General features: G+C 37.1%; 18 protein-coding genes and 1 pseudogene. 12 read left to right on the forward strand and 7 right to left on the reverse strand.

Going from position 1 to position 19,411, the window contains the following annotated elements:
* Positions 1-16: 16 nt before the first annotated feature.
* On the reverse strand, positions 17-997 hold the full coding sequence (locus P8I29_00985; GenBank protein MDG1916369.1) for a pyruvate dehydrogenase complex E1 component subunit beta: 981 nt from the start codon (positions 995-997) through the stop codon (positions 17-19).
* 174 nt (positions 998-1,171) lie between these two features.
* On the opposite strand from P8I29_00985, the gene P8I29_00990 reads away from it, so the two are divergent.
* The 7 genes from P8I29_00990 to P8I29_01020 are packed head-to-tail and all read left to right on the forward strand — an operon-like array spanning position 1,172 to position 7,563.
* Positions 1,172-1,918 (forward strand): electron transfer flavoprotein subunit beta/FixA family protein, encoded by a 747-nt coding sequence (locus P8I29_00990; protein ID MDG1916370.1) that lies wholly within the window; start codon positions 1,172-1,174, stop codon positions 1,916-1,918.
* A 2-nt stretch (positions 1,919-1,920) separates the two neighbouring features.
* Positions 1,921-2,886: an electron transfer flavoprotein subunit alpha/FixB family protein gene (locus P8I29_00995; protein MDG1916371.1), complete on the forward strand. Its 966-nt coding sequence runs from the start codon at positions 1,921-1,923 to the stop codon at positions 2,884-2,886.
* The gene (locus P8I29_01000) at positions 2,886-3,473 is read left to right on the forward strand and encodes a bifunctional nuclease family protein (GenBank protein MDG1916372.1); all 588 of its coding nucleotides are present in this window, start codon (positions 2,886-2,888) and stop codon (positions 3,471-3,473) included. The genes P8I29_00995 and P8I29_01000 overlap by 1 nt, the downstream gene beginning before the upstream one ends.
* A gap of 12 nt (positions 3,474-3,485) precedes the next feature.
* Positions 3,486-5,156 (forward strand): nucleoside transporter C-terminal domain-containing protein, encoded by a 1,671-nt coding sequence (locus P8I29_01005; protein ID MDG1916373.1) that lies wholly within the window; start codon positions 3,486-3,488, stop codon positions 5,154-5,156.
* A gap of 3 nt (positions 5,157-5,159) precedes the next feature.
* Positions 5,160-5,954 carry a thymidylate synthase gene (locus P8I29_01010; GenBank protein ID MDG1916374.1) on the forward strand — a complete coding sequence of 265 codons (795 nt, stop codon included), beginning with the start codon at positions 5,160-5,162 and terminating at the stop codon, positions 5,952-5,954.
* A complete protein-coding gene (locus P8I29_01015; GenBank protein ID MDG1916375.1) occupies positions 5,954-7,063 on the forward strand; it encodes a saccharopine dehydrogenase C-terminal domain-containing protein in 1,110 nt (369 codons plus the stop codon). The genes P8I29_01010 and P8I29_01015 overlap by 1 nt, the downstream gene beginning before the upstream one ends.
* Positions 7,063-7,563 carry a dihydrofolate reductase gene (locus P8I29_01020; protein MDG1916376.1) on the forward strand — a complete coding sequence of 167 codons (501 nt, stop codon included), beginning with the start codon at positions 7,063-7,065 and terminating at the stop codon, positions 7,561-7,563. Before P8I29_01015 ends, P8I29_01020 begins: the two co-directional genes overlap by 1 nt.
* 4 nt (positions 7,564-7,567) lie before the next feature.
* On the opposite strand, the gene clpX is transcribed toward P8I29_01020, so the two are convergent.
* The 3 genes from clpX to tig form a co-directional block, all read right to left on the reverse strand.
* The gene (gene clpX, locus P8I29_01025; protein MDG1916377.1) at positions 7,568-8,806 is read right to left on the reverse strand and encodes an ATP-dependent Clp protease ATP-binding subunit ClpX; all 1,239 of its coding nucleotides are present in this window, start codon (positions 8,804-8,806) and stop codon (positions 7,568-7,570) included.
* Between the two features lie 70 nt (positions 8,807-8,876).
* Complete coding sequence (gene clpP / locus P8I29_01030) at positions 8,877-9,554, reverse strand: ATP-dependent Clp endopeptidase proteolytic subunit ClpP (protein MDG1916378.1); 678 nt, start codon at positions 9,552-9,554, stop codon at positions 8,877-8,879.
* A gap of 12 nt (positions 9,555-9,566) precedes the next feature.
* The gene (gene tig, locus P8I29_01035) at positions 9,567-10,907 is read right to left on the reverse strand and encodes a trigger factor (GenBank protein ID MDG1916379.1); all 1,341 of its coding nucleotides are present in this window, start codon (positions 10,905-10,907) and stop codon (positions 9,567-9,569) included.
* Between the two features lie 76 nt (positions 10,908-10,983).
* Between tig and P8I29_01040 the strand changes: the two genes are divergently transcribed.
* Positions 10,984-11,376, forward strand: a complete 393-nt coding sequence (locus P8I29_01040; protein ID MDG1916380.1) for a hypothetical protein — start codon at positions 10,984-10,986, stop codon at positions 11,374-11,376.
* Positions 11,377-11,419: 43 nt separating this feature from the next.
* Entirely contained in the window at positions 11,420-11,740 is a 321-nt protein-coding gene (locus P8I29_01045; protein ID MDG1916381.1) for a rhodanese-like domain-containing protein, read from the forward strand.
* 5 nt (positions 11,741-11,745) lie between these two features.
* Here the strand turns inward: P8I29_01045 and P8I29_01050 are convergent, their stop codons facing one another.
* The 3 genes from P8I29_01050 to P8I29_01060 are packed head-to-tail and all read right to left on the reverse strand — an operon-like array spanning position 11,746 to position 14,416.
* Complete coding sequence (locus P8I29_01050) at positions 11,746-13,473, reverse strand: M3 family oligoendopeptidase (GenBank protein ID MDG1916382.1); 1,728 nt, start codon at positions 13,471-13,473, stop codon at positions 11,746-11,748.
* Between the two features lie 6 nt (positions 13,474-13,479).
* Positions 13,480-13,905, reverse strand: a complete 426-nt coding sequence (locus tag P8I29_01055) for a DUF5606 domain-containing protein (protein MDG1916383.1) — start codon at positions 13,903-13,905, stop codon at positions 13,480-13,482.
* A 55-nt stretch (positions 13,906-13,960) separates the two neighbouring features.
* A complete protein-coding gene (locus P8I29_01060) occupies positions 13,961-14,416 on the reverse strand; it encodes a type I restriction enzyme HsdR N-terminal domain-containing protein (GenBank protein MDG1916384.1) in 456 nt (151 codons plus the stop codon).
* Between the two features lie 16 nt (positions 14,417-14,432).
* On the opposite strand from P8I29_01060, the gene holA reads away from it, so the two are divergent.
* From holA to P8I29_01075, 3 genes and pseudogenes are all read left to right on the forward strand, one after another.
* Positions 14,433-15,431: a DNA polymerase III subunit delta gene (gene holA / locus P8I29_01065; GenBank protein MDG1916385.1), complete on the forward strand. Its 999-nt coding sequence runs from the start codon at positions 14,433-14,435 to the stop codon at positions 15,429-15,431.
* Between the two features lie 30 nt (positions 15,432-15,461).
* Positions 15,462-17,711 carry a TonB-dependent receptor gene (locus tag P8I29_01070; GenBank protein MDG1916386.1) on the forward strand — a complete coding sequence of 750 codons (2,250 nt, stop codon included), beginning with the start codon at positions 15,462-15,464 and terminating at the stop codon, positions 17,709-17,711.
* Positions 17,712-17,787: 76 nt separating this feature from the next.
* Positions 17,788-19,410: pseudogene (locus P8I29_01075) on the forward strand (CTP synthase).
* The last annotated feature ends 1 nt before the right edge of the window (position 19,411 follow it).

The raw sequence follows: 19,411 nt of genomic DNA on the forward strand, positions 1-19,411 counted from the left end.
ATTGTTAATTGGTTAATTATTTTGAATAGCTTACCTCTTTGACCGCTTCAATAAGCATATCTTTATTAGGTAAAAATGCCTCCACTAAGGTAGGTGCATAAGCCATTGGTGTATCTAAACAAGTTACTCTCTTGACAGGTGCATCTAAGAAGTCAAAAGCATCTTTTTGAACCTTAAAAGCAATCTCTGTTGCTATTGAACCTAGAGGCCATGATTCTTCTAAAATCACTAATCTGTTTGTCTTTTTTACCGATTCTAAAATAGTATCGTAGTCAATTGGACGAACAGTTCTTAAATCGATAATTTCCGCCTCAATACCTTGTTCTGCTAATTCATCAGCAGCTTTGTAGGCTTCTTTTATTATTTTACCGAAAGAGACAATAGTTACGTCTGTTCCTTTTCTTTTAATGTCAGCAACTCCCATTGGGATAAGGTATTCTCCTTCTGGCACTTCGCCTTTATCACCATACATCTGCTCTGATTCCATAAAAATTACAGGATCGTTATCTCTAATCGCAGATTTCAATAGACCTTTAGCATCATAGGGGTTAGAAGGTACAACAACCTTTAAGCCTGGGCAGTTAGCATACCAACTTTCAAGGGCTTGAGAATGTGTAGCACCTAGCTGACCAGCAGAAGCTGTTGGTCCTCTAAAGACGATAGGCACAGGAAATTGACCACCTGACATTTGTCTCATCTTGGCAGCGTTACTGATGATTTGATCAATGGCAACAAGCGAGAAGTTAAATGTCATAAATTCTATAATTGGACGTAATCCATTCATAGCAGAACCTACTCCTATACCAGAGAATCCTAATTCAGAAATAGGAGTGTCAATTACTCTCTTATCTCCAAATTCATCAAGCATACCTTTTGAAGCTTTGTAAGCGCCATTGTATTCAGCGACCTCTTCTCCCATCAAGTAAATACTAGAATCTCTACGCATCTCTTCACTCATAGCCTCACAAACCGCTTCTCTAAATTGTATTTCTCTCATAAAATTCTAAAAAACATAAAGTTTGCAAAAATAACATTTTTTACAAATTGGCAAAGAACATAGATAGAAGATATTGACTATTAAAATCTTGTTAATAGTAATGTGAATTTCGTGTAGAATTAATGAGTCAAAAACCTTAATTTTGCGAAAAACATAACTAACATTAAGATTAATATGAACACACTAGTATGCATTAGTAATGTTCCAGACACCACATCAAAGATTGAGTTTTCGAGCGATTCCACAGCTTTTAAGACGGATGGAGTTCAGTTTATTATCAATCCTTATGATGAATTTGGACTTACAAAAGCTATAAAATTGAGAGAAGAACACGGTGGAAGAGTTACGGTCGTTCATTTAGGTCCTGTAAGTAGTGAGCCTACTCTAAGAAAAGCTTTAGCAATAGGTGCCGATGAAGCTATTCGAATAGATTCAGATGCAAAGGACAGCTTTGCTGTTGCTAAAGAATTATCAAAGGTCATCTCAGAGCAAGATTATGATCTAATTATTACAGGTAGAGAATCTATCGACTACAATAATGGCGCAGTACCAGGAATGATTGCTGCTATTTTAGATTTGCCATTTGTAAACGCATGCACAGGACTCAAGCTAGAAGGCTCAACAGCTAATATGGAAAGAGAAATCGAAGGCGGTAAAGAATTTGTTAATGCTACATTGCCATTGATTATTGCAGGGCAAAAAGGATTAGTAGAAGAGTCTGAGTTATTGATACCCAACATGAGAGGCATCATGACTGCAAGAACAAAACCGCTAACCGTAGTAAGTTCTAATGGTGATAGCAACAAAAGTGCATCTGTTTCATTTGAGAAACCAGCGCCTAAGCAAGCTTGCACAATGATAGAAGCAGGTCAAGAAAAAGAATTAGTATCATTACTTCATCAAGAAGCTAAAGTAATTTAATTATGTCAGTATTAGTATATGCAGAAAGTTGGAATGGCTCTTTCAAAAAGGGTACATTGGAGGCAATAACATTTGCTCACGATACCGCAAAAAAATTAAACACAGCATGTGTTGCGGTTACATTAGGAAATATTTCAGATGATAAAAACATATTATCTAACTATGGCGCAGACAAAGTACTGAGTATAGATTCAGAATTTGATAGCTGTGACAACAAAGGTATGGCATCAGCATTGTCACAAGTTGCTATTCAAGAAAATGCGCATATTATTGTTATCTCTAACAGTAATACAGGCAAATGCATTGGTCCAAGACTTTCCATCAATTTGGATGCCTCCTTTATCAGTAATGTGGTGGACATTCCTTCGGAAACATCACCACTAACAATTAAGAAAAAAGCATTCTCTGGAAAAGCATTTGAAATAGCGCAAAGTAATGCTGACCATTGTGTTTTGGCGCTTTCGCCAAACGCCTACAAAATCACAGAAAACCCAAATTCATCTTGCCAATTTGACACCTTCGACTGTACAGTAGAAGATGCCAATGTAAGTTCTGAAAAAATAGAAAAAGCAAGTGGTAAGATTAGTCTTGCTGAAGCGGAAGTCGTGATATCGGCAGGAAGAGGGCTAAAAGGCCCTGAAAATTGGGGAATGGTTGAAGAATTAGCTGACTTATTAGATGCTGGTACAGCCTGTTCAAAACCCGTTTCTGATATTGGCTGGAGACCGCACAGCGAACACGTTGGGCAAACAGGAAAAGCTATTGCTCCCAACCTATACATTGCGATTGGTATTTCTGGAGCTATTCAACATTTAGCAGGTGTAAATTCATCTAAAGTTATGGTTGCCATAAATACTGATCCTGAAGCTCCCTTTTTTAAAGCGGCTGATTATGGAATAATCGGTGACGCTTTTGAGGTTGTGCCTCGCTTAATTGAAGAAATTAAAAACTTCAAATCCAACAACTAATGAAACTCATTCAACTGGAAATAGTTGGACTCTCAAACAGTCAAACCCAATCTGGAGCTTTTGCTCTAGTATTGGGTGAGGTTGGAGGTAAAAGAAGACTACCTATCGTTATCGGTAATTTTGAAGCTAAAGCAATAGCCATCGCTTTAGACAATGAATACAAAAGCCAAAGGCCTATTACGCATGATTTATTCAAAACATTAGCTGTTGGATTTAAAATTAAAGTTCAGAAGGTGGTCATTAGTTCAATTAACTCTGGAGGTATATTTTCATCTATCATATATTGCATTGATGATAAAGGAAAGGAAATTGAGCTCGATTCAAGGACTTCCGATGCCGTAGCTATTGCTATTCGATTTAAAGCTCCAATATTTACATACGAAGCCATCATCAGCGAAGCTGGTATTATTCTAGATCAAGATATTATTACATCTGAGAAAGAAGAAGAAAAGGACACCCAACAAGATTCAAATGATTTCAAGAATCTATCCAAATCGGAATTAGAAAAAAAATTAAATGAAGCTATTAAAAATGAAGATTATGAAGTCGCTTCAAAAATTAGAGATGAAATTAACCGAAGAAGTTAATAAATAACCACTATGATAAAACGTTTAACCTTTACATTTTTCATCTTATTAGGCTTGATAGGACACAGTCATGAACTGACTAAAAATTGGAAGTTTGACCACATTAGAAAAGTCGATGACACTACCAATCTCAAAGCAATAAGTCAAGGTGATTATTTACTCATTAATGAAGATAGCACTTTCGAATATGAGATAGCATCTATCCCTCTCAAGGCTAGTGGACAATGGGAAATAGAAGAAGGGGTTTTAAGCTTTCACTACAACATACCTACTGATACCAGCCGATTTTATGCGATTGAACTATCAGAAAACAAATTGATTCTCAATGAGAACGGAATAAATTATTCCTTTAAATCTTCTACTGATCCTCTACCAATTTCTAGGGGCTTTGACATTATGACTATTCTAAGAGGTTTGCTTGGTATGGCGGTACTTATAGGTATTGCTTTTATTTTCAGCAGAAATAGAAAAGGCATCGATTGGGCATTGGTTTTTAAAGGTCTATTGATACAAATTGTTTTTGCCGTAGCTATATTAAAAGTTCCATTTATACAATCTGCTTTTGAATGGTTAAGCTCTATTTTTGTTATTATTTTGGGTTTCACCAGAAGCGGCTCATTATTCTTATTTGGCGGACTTATAGATAACATGGACTCCTTTGGCTATATTTTTGCTTTTCAAGTATTACCAACGATTGTCTTTTTCTCGGCACTGACTAGTGTTTTATTTTATTATGGTATTCTTCAAAAGGTCGTTTACTTTTTTGCTGTCCTCATGAAAAAAATAATGAATCTTTCGGGTTCAGAAAGTTTAGCAGCCATTGGTAACATCTTTTTGGGACAAACCGAGTCACCACTTCTAGTGAAGCCCTATATTAAGAAGATGACTCTCTCCGAATTGCTATGTTTAATGAGTGGAGGTATGGCAACTATTGCAGGTGGTGTGTTAGCAGCCTATATTGGTTTTTTAGGAGGCAGTGATCCTGTACAACAATTGTTTTTTGCCAAGCACCTTCTTGCTGCTTCGGTAATGTCAGCACCAGCAGCTATAGTAGCCTCTAAGATTCTATTACCAGAAACAGAAAGTGTAAATCAAGATATGACAATCTCTGACGAGCAACTAGGAAGTAATGTACTTGAAGCTATAAGCATTGGTACAACTCAAGGGATAAAATTAGCCGTTAATGTAGGAGCTATGCTTTTGGTTTTTATTGCTTTCATAGCTATGCTAAACTATGTGCTCGGCAACTTTATAGGGAATATTACAGGAATAAATTCTTGGGTAGCCAACTTTACAGCTGGTCAATACGAATCTTTAAGTTTAGAGTTTATACTGGGTTATACCTTAGCCCCTATCACTTGGCTCTTGGGTGTTTGCAAAGAAGACATTGTTTTGGTAGGACAGCTTTTGGGTGAGAAAACTATACTTAACGAATTTGTAGCTTACGTATCTTTGGGCGAAATGAAAGCTGGCGGTAAATTCTTTGAAGAAAAATCCATTATTATAGCCACTTATATTTTGTGCGGATTTGCTAATTTCGCATCTATAGGCATCCAAATTGGAGGAATAGGAGCAATAGCCCCATCACGAATGAAAGACTTATCAAAACTGGGCGTTTTAGCCCTAATAGCAGGAACTTTGGCTTGTTTGTTTACAGCCGTAATCGTAGGAATGATAATATAATATATGCAACAATATTTAGACTTAATGACTAGAGTGATGAATGAAGGCACTCTAAAAGCCGATAGAACAGGTACAGGCACAAAAAGTGTATTTGGACACCAGATGCGCTTTGATTTATCTCAAGGATTCCCTTGTATTACTACAAAAAAATTACACCTTCGTTCTATCATTCACGAATTGCTTTGGTTCTTGAAAGGCGATACCAATATCAAATACCTTAAAGAAAATGGGGTTAGAATATGGGACGAATGGGCTGACGAGAACGGCGATTTAGGTCACGTATATGGGTATCAATGGAGAAGTTGGCCTACACCAGACGGCAGACACATCGACCAAATCACAAAGGTTGTTGAGCAGATAAAAAACACCCCTGACAGCAGAAGAATGATAGTGAGCGCATGGAATGTAGGAGAGATTGAAGAAATGGCTCTTCCTCCCTGCCACGCTTTCTTCCAATTTTATGTTGCTGACGGCAAATTATCTTGTCAGCTCTACCAAAGGAGTGCCGATATCTTTTTGGGTGTTCCTTTTAATATTGCATCCTATGCATTACTTACAATGATGATGGCTCAAGTCTGCGATTTAGAGCTTGGCGAGTTTGTACACACTTTAGGTGACGCCCATATTTACAGCAACCACTTTGAACAAACCGAATTGCAATTGAGCAGAGATACAAGACCTTTGCCAACAATGAAAATAAACCCTGAAGTGAAAAGTATTTTCGATTTTAAATACGAAGATTTTGAATTAGAAAATTACGACCCACATCCACATATTAAAGGAAAAGTAGCAGTATAATGGCAAAAATAATTGTTTTAGGTGCAGGCTTAGTGGGTAATGTGATGGCTAAAGATTTAGCTAAAAATCACGAAGTAGCATCCGTAGATTTCAATGAGAGTGCCTTAGCCCCATTGTCTGAGCTAGGAATTCATACCATTCATGCCGATTTGTCGAATTCTTCGACCATAGAACGCTTGATAAACGACTACGATTTGGTCATTGGTGCAGTGCCGGGTTTTATGGGTTACAAAACTTTGGAAACCGTTATTAAAGCTGGTAAAAACTGTGTTGATATTTCTTTCTTTCCAGAAGATCCTTTTGGACTAGACCAACTTGCCAAAGATATGGGCGTGGTGGCTGTTATGGATTGTGGTGTAGCACCTGGAATGGGCAATATTATTTTGGGACACCACAACAATCAGATGGAAATATCTGACTACGAATGTTTAGTCGGTGGATTACCAGAAATTAGAGAATGGCCCTATGAATACAAAGCCGTTTTTTCTCCTATTGATGTGATTGAAGAATACATAAGACCAGCTCGTTATGTACAAAGCAGTCAATTGGTTACCAAAGAAGCTTTGTCCGACACAGAACTTATAGAGTTTGAAGGCGTTGGCACTTTAGAAAGTTGGAATTCCGATGGTTTAAGGTCATTAATAGACACCATGCCACACATTCCTAATATGATAGAAAAAACATTACGTTATCCCGGTTGTGTGGAATACCTCAAGGTACTTAGAGCAAGTGGTTTTTTCTCTTATGAAGAAATAGAAGTCAATGGTCAAATGATTAGACCTATAGATTTAACATCTAAACTTCTGTTCCCAAAATGGCAATTGAAAGAGGGGGAAAAAGATTTTACTGTAATGCACATTCGCATAAGCGGAAAAGAAGAGGGTAAAGAAGTTCATTATCAGTATTATCTCTTAGATAGATATCAAGACGATACTATATCTATGGCACGAACAACAGGCTTTACATGTACTGCCGTAGCCAACCTAGTTGTTAATGGACAATACGATAGAAAAGGGATATCGCCCCCAGAATATCTAGGCCAACATTTCGAATTTGTAAAGTCATACCTTGAAGATAGAGGAGTAATTTATAGTGTAAGTAAAAGCTAATGATAGTATCTTTAATAGTAGCCGTTTCTGAAAATAAAGTCATAGGAAAAGACAATGACTTGGTTTGGCATTTGCCAATAGATATGAAATTCTTTAAGGATACCACTAAAGATCATTTCGTTATTATGGGAAGGAGGAATTACGAATCTATACCTCACAAATACCGCCCATTACCCAACAGAACCAACGTTATTGTCACTCGACAAGAAAATTATCAAGCCGATGGTTGTATTGTGGTCAATTCTATAGAAGACGCCATACAAAAAGCCAAAGAAGCAGGAGACAATGAGCCTTTTGTGATTGGTGGCGGACAGATTTACAAATATGCTTTAGACAATGATTTAGTGCATAGAGTTTATCTTACTCGAGTACATACAGAGATTGAGGGCGATACTTTCTTTGAAGATTTGGACGATAGCTGGAATGAGGTATATTCTAATATGCACCCTTCTGACGAAAAGCATCCTTTTGCTTTTACCTTTCAAACCTTTGAACGCTAGTTGACTAAGCTACTTTTAGCTTTTGGAGGGTAGAATTCTCTATCTTATTTTGAGCATATTCAAGGGTAAGCTTGAACTCTTTCTTTTCTGAATCTGAAGGACCATCAAACATAGCGTCTATCATGATAGTTTCACAGATAGAACGTAAGCCACGAGCACCCAATTTAAAGTCTATGGCTTTATCAACGATATAGTCTAGCACATCATCATCAATAGTCAAAGCAATACCATCCATTTCAAATAACTTGACGTATTGCTTAGTGAGAGAATTTTTGGGTTCGGTAAGTATTTGACGCAAAGCGTTTTTGTCTAAGGGTTTGAGGTGTGTCAAAACGGGAAGCCTTCCAATAAGCTCAGGGATAAGACCAAAGCCTTTCAAGTCTTGTGGGCTTATGTATTGCAATAGGTTGTCTTTATCTACTTTCTCTTTTTTGTCGGTAGCATAACCTATCGCTTGAGTACTCAAACGCTTGCCGATAACTCTGTCAATTCCATCAAAAGCACCACCACATACAAATAGAATATTTCTTGTATCGATGGAAACCATTTTTTGTTCGGGGTGTTTTCTACCGCCTTGAGGTGGAACTTGAACTACTGCCCCTTCCAACAATTTGAGCATCGCTTGTTGAACACCTTCTCCAGAAACATCTCTAGTAATAGAAGGGTTATCGCTTTTACGTGCTATTTTATCTACCTCATCGATAAATACGATACCTCTTTGGGCAGCTTTGACATCGTAGTCGGCAGCTTGTAACAATCGAGAAAGTATAGCTTCTACATCTTCACCAACGTAACCCGCTTCAGTAAGAACGGTAGCATCGGCAATACAGAAAGGTACGTTCAACACTTTAGCAATAGTTCGTGCCAATAGTGTTTTACCAGTACCTGTTTGTCCAACCATAATGATGTTGGATTTTTCAATTTCTATTTCTTCTTCGTCAGTAGATGGTGGCTGAACGAGTCTTTTGTAGTGGTTATACACTGCTACGGAAAGAATCTTTTTGGCGTTATCCTGACCGATAACGTATTTGTCTAGATGAGATTTTATATCAACAGGCTTGAGTAAATTCATCTGATCAGCAAGAATTTGCTGGTCTTTACCTTCCTTTTCGGAATGTACAATTCCTACTGCTTGTTCAATACAACTATCACAGATGTGTGAGTTTATACCAGCAATTAATACGTTAGTATCTTGCTTGTCTCTACCACAAAATGAGCAGTTAATATTTTTCTCTTCTGACATAGGTACAAAAATAATGAAAAACCACATACGTTAAGGCATGTGGTTTTAAAAGGTTTAAGTCTTTATTTTTTTAACTTTTTTTGACGAGAACTTCATCAATCATACCATAGGCTTTAGCCTCTTCGGCAGTCATCCAATAATCTCTATCACTATCTTTCCATACTTCATCGAATGATTTGCCAGTATGACTAGCAATGATTTCGTACAATTCGTTTTTCAGCTTCTGTATTTCTCTTGCTGTAATTTCGATATCCGAGGCTTGACCACTAGCACCGCCCAAAGGTTGGTGAATCATCACTCTAGAGTGTTTTAGAGCCGTTCTCTTGCCTGTAGCACCAGCACATAATAGCACCGCTCCCATAGAAGCCGCCATACCTGTACAAATCGTTGCCACATCAGGGCTTATGTACTGCATAGTATCGTAGATACCTAATCCGGCATAAACTCCACCGCCCGGTGAATTCAAATAAATCTGAATACCACGTTCAGCATCTACCGATTCTAAAAACAACAGTTGAGCTTGGATAATGTTAGCCACATAATCGTTGATAGGAACACCCAAAAAGATAATCCTGTCCATCATCAAACGAGAGAAAACATCCATAGAAGCCACATTCATTGAACGTTCTTCAATAATGGTTGGCGAAATGTAGTTGGCATAAGCCGACTGAAAACGGTCTAATGTTGTACTACTGATACCACGGTCTTTGGTGGCAAACTTTCTAAACTCTTCTGAGGGGTCAAACATAATCGTATGGTTTTATTTTTCAGTTGCTAATTTAACAAATTCATCGTAAGTCACCTCTTTATCTTTGAGTGTAAACTTTTCTTTGTACAAAGCCATTGTTTTTACATCGTACAACTGATTATAAATTTTCTTACGTTCTTCCTCGTTACCCAATACTTGCAAGGCTATCTCTTCTAATTTTTTATCTTCAGGCGCTGGTTGTCCGTACTGAGCAAAATTAGATACGATTAATTCTTTAGCATGAGCTAGAACATCTTCATTTTTAACCTCCAAATCGTGTTCTTTAATGATTTTGTTCTCAATCAATTGCCACTGCAAACTCTTAGAGTATTGCTCGTATTCTGTCTCTACTTGCTCTTCTGTCAAACCTTGTTCGTTGGTGGCAACTAACCACTTTTTCAAAAAGGTGTCTGGCAAACTGAGTTTAGATTTTTTGATAAGGTGAAGGATAACGTCATTTTTTAATTTGTTATCGCTTTCACTGACAAAGGATTTTTCTACTTCTTCTTTTATTTTAGCTCTGAATTCCTTTTCACTTTTCACCGTATCTTTTCCGAAAGTCTTATCAAATAATTCTTGGTTCAATTCGGCTGGCTCCATGCGGCTAATCTTATTGACCTTAAAATTAAAATCGGCATCTAAAGTTTCTAATTCTTCTTTTTTGATGTTGAGCATATGGTGCGCATCGTTGGAAAAGTCTTTGTTGATATGTACTTTCACCTCATCGTCTTGTGCTAATCCGACTAAGGCTTTTTGGGCTTTTTTATCTTGAATGATATCCAAAGCTACCGAAGCCGTATGATTAATACCACCCTCAAGGACATGACCTTCAGCATCTAATTGAGTGAACTCACCCATCATTAAATCTGTTTTTTCAGCTTTTTCGGGCTGTGTCATTTTACCATAACGCTTGGCCATATCCGTTACATAATGGTCAACCATTTTCTTATCGGCAACAATTTTCAAAAAGTCAAATTTGCCTTTTTTATCAAGAGTAACTTTAAATTCTGGAGCTAAACCCATCTCGTATTCAAACGTAAAATCGGTAGCGTTGTCCCAATCCACTTCGCTGGTTAGTGGCAAAGGGTTGCCCAAAACCTCCACTTTGTTTTCGGTAATATGCTTGTATATAGCCTCTTGAAGTAACTTGTTTACCTCATCTACCAAAACGGATTTACCAATCATTTTTTTAACCTGTCCCATAGGCACTTTACCTTTACGGAAACCCGGAATACTGGCGGTCTTTCTGTAGTTTACTATAACCTCTTCTACCTTGCTTTGGTAGTCTTCGGCAGATACTTCTACTTTGAGCTTGGCATTTAAATCGTCAATTTTCTCTTGCGTAATATTCATCTTCGTCTATTTTTGAAAGTCTGCAAAAGTAGTCATTTTCTACACAATAGCACACAACTGTTTTAATCAATTGAATATGCTAAAATTTCTTACTTTTGTGATAGAACCTAAAGCTAAAATCATGAAAGAATTACTTCTGTTGATAGGTATTACATTTTCACTAAATACCTTTTCACAAAACAACACCGTCACTAAAGATTGGGACAACGGCATTTTTAACAAGCGTATTTTAAAATCACATTACTCCGAAAATCATGTAGACTCACTAGGTAAATTACTTAATTCATATATCGATGGATTCTATTGTTATGGGGGTAGCTGTAAATTCACCAAAGTAGAAGAAGACTATTATGTGAGTATTAAAATGAGTAATGGCTACATCAAAATTAAATATTACTTCACCGACTTTGACGTGCTAAAAATGGACGAGCTTTTACCAAAAATTGAGCACTTTTTAAATTCAAAATAAGTTTTAAATGGTATCTTTGTGTCAAACTTAAAAACCATTAAAAATGATAAAAACCATCAAATCTCTTTTCGGACTAGAACCATCTCCAGACTTTTACTCCTTTTTCAAAAATGGCGCAGTAATACTTGATGTACGTAGTCTAGCTGAATTTGAAAACAATCACATTAAAGGTGCTGTCAATATGCCCCTAAGTACAGTTAGTAAAAAGATGAGTCAACTAAAAAAAGATAAGGTTATTATCACTTGCTGTGCTTCAGGAGCAAGGAGCGCATCGGCAAAAAACATTCTCAAAATGAACGGTTTTACCGAAGTCTATAATGGCGGTAGTTGGAGAAGTTTACAGAAAAAAATAAATACTAAATAATAGGATTAAGCATCCATTTTTGCCAACTCACCCTTTATAAAGTCGGCTAATTCCTTAACGTATTCTTGCGAAAAGTTAAATTCTATACCTGCTGTCTGATAGAGTTCGCCAATTGATTTGGTATAGCCTAACTTCAATGCCGCATCGTAATTATCTAATGCTACTTGTCCTAACTGCTTGTAACTTCTCCACATAGCAATAGCACCTAACTGAGCCATTCCATATTCAATGTAGTAAAATGGCACTTCGTACAAGTGCAATTGACGTTGCCAAATATTAAGGTGTGCCACCTCGTGCCCTTCCCAATTGACTACCGAACTGCTTAAGGCTGACATGATATTAGCCCATTCTGCGCGTCTTTGGTCGGCCGTATGCGGAGTGGTGTATATCCATTGTTGGAATCTGTCAATAGCAGCTATCCAAGGCAAACCGTCTAAGACTTTTTGCATTTGTTCTTTCTTAGCTCTGTTGAGTTCTTCTTCATCGTCATAGAACTCGTCCCAAGTATCCATACTGATTAACTCCATGGACATGGATGCTAACTCAGCAACTTCTGATGGCACACTTTTGAAATCGGCTAAATCCAAATCTCTACTCAAAAAAGAATGAATAGCATGACCGCCCTCATGTACCATAGTCACCAAATCCCTTTGCGAGCCTACGGCATTCATATAAATAAAAGGAACTCCTATTTCATATAGAGGGTAATTGAATCCGCCTGGCGCTTTACCTGCTTTAGACTCTAAGTCTAAATGCTTCATGGCTTTCATAGTACTCAAACACTCACCATAATATGGACGTAAACGCTCAAAACAGCGTATAGATTTATCTATCAAATCTTGACCGTCCTCAAAGGGTTTAAGGGGTGATTTGCCACTAGCATCTACCGAACTGTCCCAAGGCTTATAGTCGCTTAAGTCCATCTTCTGCATTCTGTCTTTGTCAAAACCCTCTATTATAGGTACAATCTCTTTAGCTATAGAATCGTGAAAAGCATAACAATCTTGTGGGGTGTAATCGAAACGACCCATAGCCGCAAATTTGTAATCTCTGTAATTATCGAAACCTGCATTTTTAGCAATCTGCTGACGCAAGGCTATCAAATCATCGTATAATTTATCTAAAGCATCTACATCTTGCAGTCTTCTGTCATTGATAATATTAAAGACCTCTTCCCTCTTCTCTCTATTGGTGTCTTTCAAAAACTGAGCTGCCTTCTGCATAGTCATTTTTTCGCCGTCTATTTCAACGGACATTTTTGCCGCTATAGCCCCATATTCTTGTTGCTTAGTTTCCATTTCTACCATCAACGGAATATTTTCATCCCTAAATATTTCTATGGCTTTTTGCAAACCTCGAAGATAGATGCGGTATTTTTCTTGGTCTAGATCGTTTAGAAATGGACTGGAATTAAGTTTAACATTTAACTGATGAGAAAATGGCGCAACCTTAGGCGAAATCTCTTGAATCCAAAAAGCAAAATCTTTGGCCAATTTTTCATCGGTGGTGTCAATATTCATCTTAATATATCGCCAAGCTTGTTCTTCTTCCAAAACGGACTCCAACTCACTTCTGTTCAGCATCCATTGTTCTAATTCCTCAACAGAGTTAATTTCTCTATCTAACAAGGACTTAAAATAAACCTCTATCTTTTCCCAACTATCAACCAATAGGTTCTCATCTATAAATTGTCTTTTTGGACGGCTAGGGATGTTTGGAGCGATACTTTTCATGTGGTATTATTTTTCTTCTTTAACTTCTTTTTTAGGCGCTTTTTTCTTGGGTACTTCTATCAATCCTTGTTCTTGCAAAACATTGTACCACTGGGCTAATTTTTTAATATCAGAATGATACACTTGATCTTCATCAAACTCCGGCAAAACAGCTCTCATCCAAGCAAACATTTCGTCTTTTGGTGATTTGTGATTTAGACAAGGTCCTCCATTTTCTTTGGCTGCAATAGCGTCAAAAATTTCACTGAGTGGCACCGTATCCGAATACGTATAAATGCCTATATCTTCCAAAGCACTCACCTGATGAGATGCATAAAGTGGCATTCTCTTTTTATCTGTCAAAGACTCTACAACAATGGTATTTTGTGCTTGACTAACCATTTTAAAAAGACCGGGCTTTCCAGATATAGATAAAATTCCTTCTAAGTTCATAGTATTAAAATTAGGGACGCAAATCTACAATTTTTTAGTGTTAGCACTGTAAGCGTTAATCCTTTTGTTGAAATTCAGGGATTTCTTTCAAAAAGTCGAAAGCGTGTTTTTCATAATTCATGCGGCAACAATAATGCTCCAAGCCATTGGAAACCATTAATAGAGGTACTTTCAAATCAAAATTATAACGCGCTATCTGCTCAAAAACCTTTTGACTAATCTTAACAGAAGAGGCTTTGCATTCAACAATAAGTAAGGGTTTGCCTTCTTTATCAAAACAAAGAATATCGGCTCGTTTGTTCATCCCATTGTATTTCAAAGCATATTCAACAACCATTAGCGATAAGGGGTAATTTTTCTGATGACACAAATACTGAATTAGGTTTTGACGTACCCATTCCTCAGGCGTTAGCTTGATGTATTTTTTTCTAACTTCATCAAAAATATATTTGGAACCTTCAATCAATTTAAGTTTGAAGTCGTATTTTGGCAGGTTTAAATCAAATAGCATAGAATAGCACAAAGAAATGAATTTTGAAGCAATCCTCTCGGACTTAAAAGCAAAAAAATATCAGCCCATCTATTTTTTAATGGGTGAAGAGAGCTATTATATCGATTTAATCTGCGATTATATAAGCCAAAACGTACTCAGCGAAACAGAGAAAGAATTCAACCAAAACGTACTGTACGGAAAAGATGTTGACGTTCAGACCGTAGTATCTACAGCCAAACAATTTCCATTCATGGGCGAACGCATGGTGGTCATTGTCAAAGAAGCTCAACAGCTCAAAAAAATCGAGCAATTAGAAAGTTATCTAAACAACCCCCAAGAATCGACAATCCTCTTGATATGCCACAAGTATAAATCTTTAGACAAACGCAAAAGCATCTATAAATCTTTGTCAAAAAAAGCGGTTCTTTTTGAAAGCAAGAAACTTTACGACAACCAAGTACCCGCATGGATTGAGAACTATGTGACCAACAAAAAATATACCTTAAACCCTAAGGCGTCACACTTACTCGCAGAATATTTAGGGAATGATTTGAGTAAAGTGAGCAACGAGCTAGACAAACTCATGATAATATCTCCACCTAACAGCGAAATCACTGTTGAAAGCATAGAAAGAAATATTGGTATTAGTAAAGATTACAACAACTTTGAATTGACCAATGCTTTAGGCAAAAAAGATATTTTAAAATGCAATCGAATTGCTTCCTATTTTGCACAAAACAATAAAGACAATCCCTTAGTTGTCACTGTTGGCGTAATATTCAATTTCTTTCAAAAAATATTATTGTACCACACCCTACAAGATAAGTCCAGTAAAAATGCAGCTAGAGTTTTAAAGGTCAATCCTTTTTTTATTAAAGACTATCAAACAGCAGCTAAATACTACTCCAAAAGAAAATGTATGGATATCATTTCCTTGTGCAGAACCTACGACATGAAGTCAAAAGGTGTTGATAATCATTCCATTAGTGATGGTGAATTACTAAAAGAATTTTTGTTTAAAATTCTGCATTAAAAACAATACCTTTGCCCCTCAATTTATCCGATGAAAACAAAATTAACTTTTATCTTTATTTTTCTCTCTCAACTCACTCTTTTTGCCCAAAAAGGAAGTGTCAGAGGCTTTGTTTACGACAAAGAAAACGGAGAGGCTATTATGTTTTGTAACGTTATTATTGAAGGCAAATCTATTGGTGCTTCAACAGACGTTAACGGTTTTTTTAACATTACCAATGTGCCAGTAGGAAAGCATACTTTGTTTGTTACCTATGTTGGCTACGATACCCTAAGACAAGAAATTGTCTTGAAAGACAAACAAATACTCAATCAAAAGCTTGAAATATCACCCTCATCTGTTCAGATAGAAACAGTGACCGTATCTGCCGATAGGCAAGAGATGAAAACAGAAGTGAAAGTTTCCGTAACTAAAATCACCCCAAAGGATATAAAAATAATTCCAGCAATTGGTGGAGAGCCTGACTTGGCTCAATATCTGCAAGTGCTACCCGGTGTCGTATTTACTGGAGATCAAGGTGGTCAACTCTATATTCGAGGGGGCTCGCCCATCCAAAACAAAGTACTTCTCGATGGTATGATTGTCTACAACCCCTTTCACTCTATTGGTCTATTTTCTGTATTTGACACCGATTTAATGAGGAATGCCGATATCTATACAGGGGGGTTTGGCGCACAATATGGTGGACGTATATCCTCAATAATGGATATTACTACAAAAGACGGAAACAAAAATAGGTTAGCTGGAAAGGTTTCTACAAATACCTTTGGTAGTAAACTAATGCTAGAAGGTCCATTCTTCAAAAAAGGGGGGAACTCGTCATTTATAATGTCAGCCAAAACGTCCTACTTGGACAAAAGCTCTAAGCTACTTTACACCTATATTGATACAGCTGGGCTTCCTTACAGCTACACCGACCTTTATGGTAAAATATCTGTCAATAGTAGCAATGGTAGCAAGTGGAGCTTATTTGGTTACAACTACCGAGATAAGGTCAGCTACAAAGACGTTTCTAATTTGGGTTGGAAATCTGGAGGTATAGGAAGTAATTTCATTCTAGTGCCGTCTGGAAATTCGACTATTATAGAAGGTGCTTTTGCCTACTCTTCCTATCTTATAAGGTTAGAAGAAGCCATCGTAAATCCAAGACAAAGCGGTATCAACGGCTTTAACTTAGGACTTAACTTCACCACTTTCAACGCTGATAATGAATTGCAGTACGGACTTGAAGTGTTAGGCTATCAAACCGACTTTGACTTCACCAATGCAACAGGCTTACTTACAGAACAAAAAGAAAATTCAACCGAATTATCTGGTTTTATCAGATATAAGATTAAAACCAATAAATTAATTCTCGATCCCGGAATAAGAATTTACAAATACAACTCCATAGCAGCTACCTTTGAGCCCAGACTAGGAGCTAAATTTTTAGCAACAGATAATTTACGTTTCAAGCTTGCCGCAGGAAAATATTCTCAAAACTTAGTCAGCACAAACTCCGACCAAGATGTGGTCAACTTATTTTATGGATTTTTATCCGCTCCCGACAACTTACCTGATGAATTTAAAGGCGAAGAAGTCGTTAATGGATTGCAAATGGCAAATCACTTGATTTTAGGTTTGGAGTATGATATTTCTTCAAAAATTGATTTCAATCTTGAAGGCTATGTGAAAGACTTTACCCAACTAACCAATATCAATAAAGATAAACTAACACTTTCCGATCCTGATTTTATCGTTGAAGAAGGTCTAGCAAAAGGTGTTGATTTGGTTTTGAAATATAACGATCCTAAATTTTACTTTTGGCTAGTTTATTCCCTTGGACACATTACAAGATCTGGTGAAGACATCGAATACAATCCACACTTCGACAGGAGGCATAACGTGAACTTAGTAAGCACCTACAAATTCGGGGTTCAAAAAAATTGGAGCTTTGATGCTAGATGGAATATTGGCTCAGGCTTTCCTTTCACACAAACACAAGGCTTCTACCCATCTATGGACTTTTCTGACGGTATCAACACCAATTACACCTCAGAAAGTGGTGAGCTAGGAATAATATATGCTGGTCTGAACGAAGGGCGACTGCCTTGGTATCATCGATTGGATATTGCTCTCAAAAAAGAACAAAAATTAAGTAAACATTCCACTTTTGAATGGAATGTTGGTGTGACTAATGTTTACAATAGAGAAAATATATTTTACTTTAATAGAATAGAATACAAAAGAGTTAATCAATTGCCGTTTATGCCTAGTGCAGGAATGAGTTTAAGTTTTTAAAAAAAATCTATTTTCATCTTAGATTTTCTTTTAATTTCGCAAGCAAACCAATTTAGACCAAATACACCATTTTAAGATGAGCAAATCCTCCCCAACTAAGTATATTTTTGTTACAGGGGGAGTTACCTCTTCACTCGGAAAAGGAATTGTGTCCGCTTCTCTAGGAAAACTGCTAGAGGCTAGGGGCTATTCGGTTACCATTCAAAAGTTAGACCCCTACATTAATGTTGATCCAGGGACGATGAATCCTTACGAGCATGGTGAGTGTTTTGTAACCGATGATGGTGCAGAAACAGATTTGGACTTAGGGCATTATTAGCGTTTTTTATCGTCCACAACATCTCAAGCTAATAATGTAACAACTGGAAGGATTTACCAGTCTGTCATTGACAAAGAAAGACGTGGCGATTATCTCGGCAAGACCGTACAAGTCATACCTCACATCACTAATGAAATAAAAGAACACATTCAGATTTTAGGCGAAACAGGACAATTCGATATTGTCATCACCGAAATTGGTGGTACTGTAGGTGATATCGAATCCTTACCATTTATAGAAGCTGTTCGTCAACTGAGATGGGAAATGGAATCCAACGCCATAAACATTCATTTGACCTTGGTACCTTACCTATCAGCAGCAGGTGAATTAAAGACTAAACCCACTCAAAACTCGGTAAAAAAGTTGAGAGAATTAGGTCTTCAACCTGACATTTTAGTATGCCGTACCGAGCACAACCTAAACTCTGAAATAAGAAGGAAAATAGCTCAATTCTGTAACGTAGAAAGAGATGCCGTTATAGAGTCTATGGATGCTGAAAGTATATACCACGTTCCATTATTAATGCAATCCGAAAAACTCGACAAGGTAGTGTTGAGAAAACTCGGCCTAAAAGACGAAACCAATATCTCTTTACCTATATGGAATGAGTTTTTAGAACGACTTAAAAACCCCAAGACAGAAGTGCAAATTGCAGTAGTTGGGAAATATGTAGAACTTCAAGATGCCTACAAATCTATCGCTGAATCATTTATTCATAGTGGTGCAGCCAATCAGTCTAAGGTTAAAGTTTCATGGCTACAATCTGAAGATATTACTGCCTCAAATGCCCACAAAAAATTAAGTCCTTATCACGGCATATTAGTTGCCCCAGGATTTGGTGATAGAGGAATTGAAGGTAAAATAGAAGCCGTTAAATACGCTAGAACTGAAAACGTGCCCTTTTTTGGCATATGTCTAGGGATGCAATGCGCAGTTGTTGAATATGCTAGGAATGTTCTGAACTTGGCAGATGCTCACACCACAGAAATAAATCCCATATCATCGAACCCTGTTATTGATTTGATGGAACATCAAAAAAAGGTCACCGACAAAGGGGGCACCATGCGATTGGGTTCATATCCTTGTAAGCTAGACGAACATTCAAAAGCCTTTGAATGCTACAACAAAGCAGATATAAAAGAAAGACACAGACACCGTTATGAATTCAATAACGATTATAAAACAAAACTGGAAGCGGCAGGAATGAAAACAACAGGAATCAATCCCGAATCTAATCTAGTTGAAATTATAGAAATTGCTAAACACCCTTGGTTTGTTGGTGTTCAATTTCATCCAGAGTATAAAAGTACAGTTGCTAACCCTCAACCTTTATTTGTAGGCTTTATCAATGCAGCAATAACCTATTCAAAACAAAACTAAC

This window comes from Flavobacteriales bacterium, from assembly GCA_029248105.1.
GTDB lineage: Bacteria > Bacteroidota > Bacteroidia > Flavobacteriales > UBA7312 > UBA8444.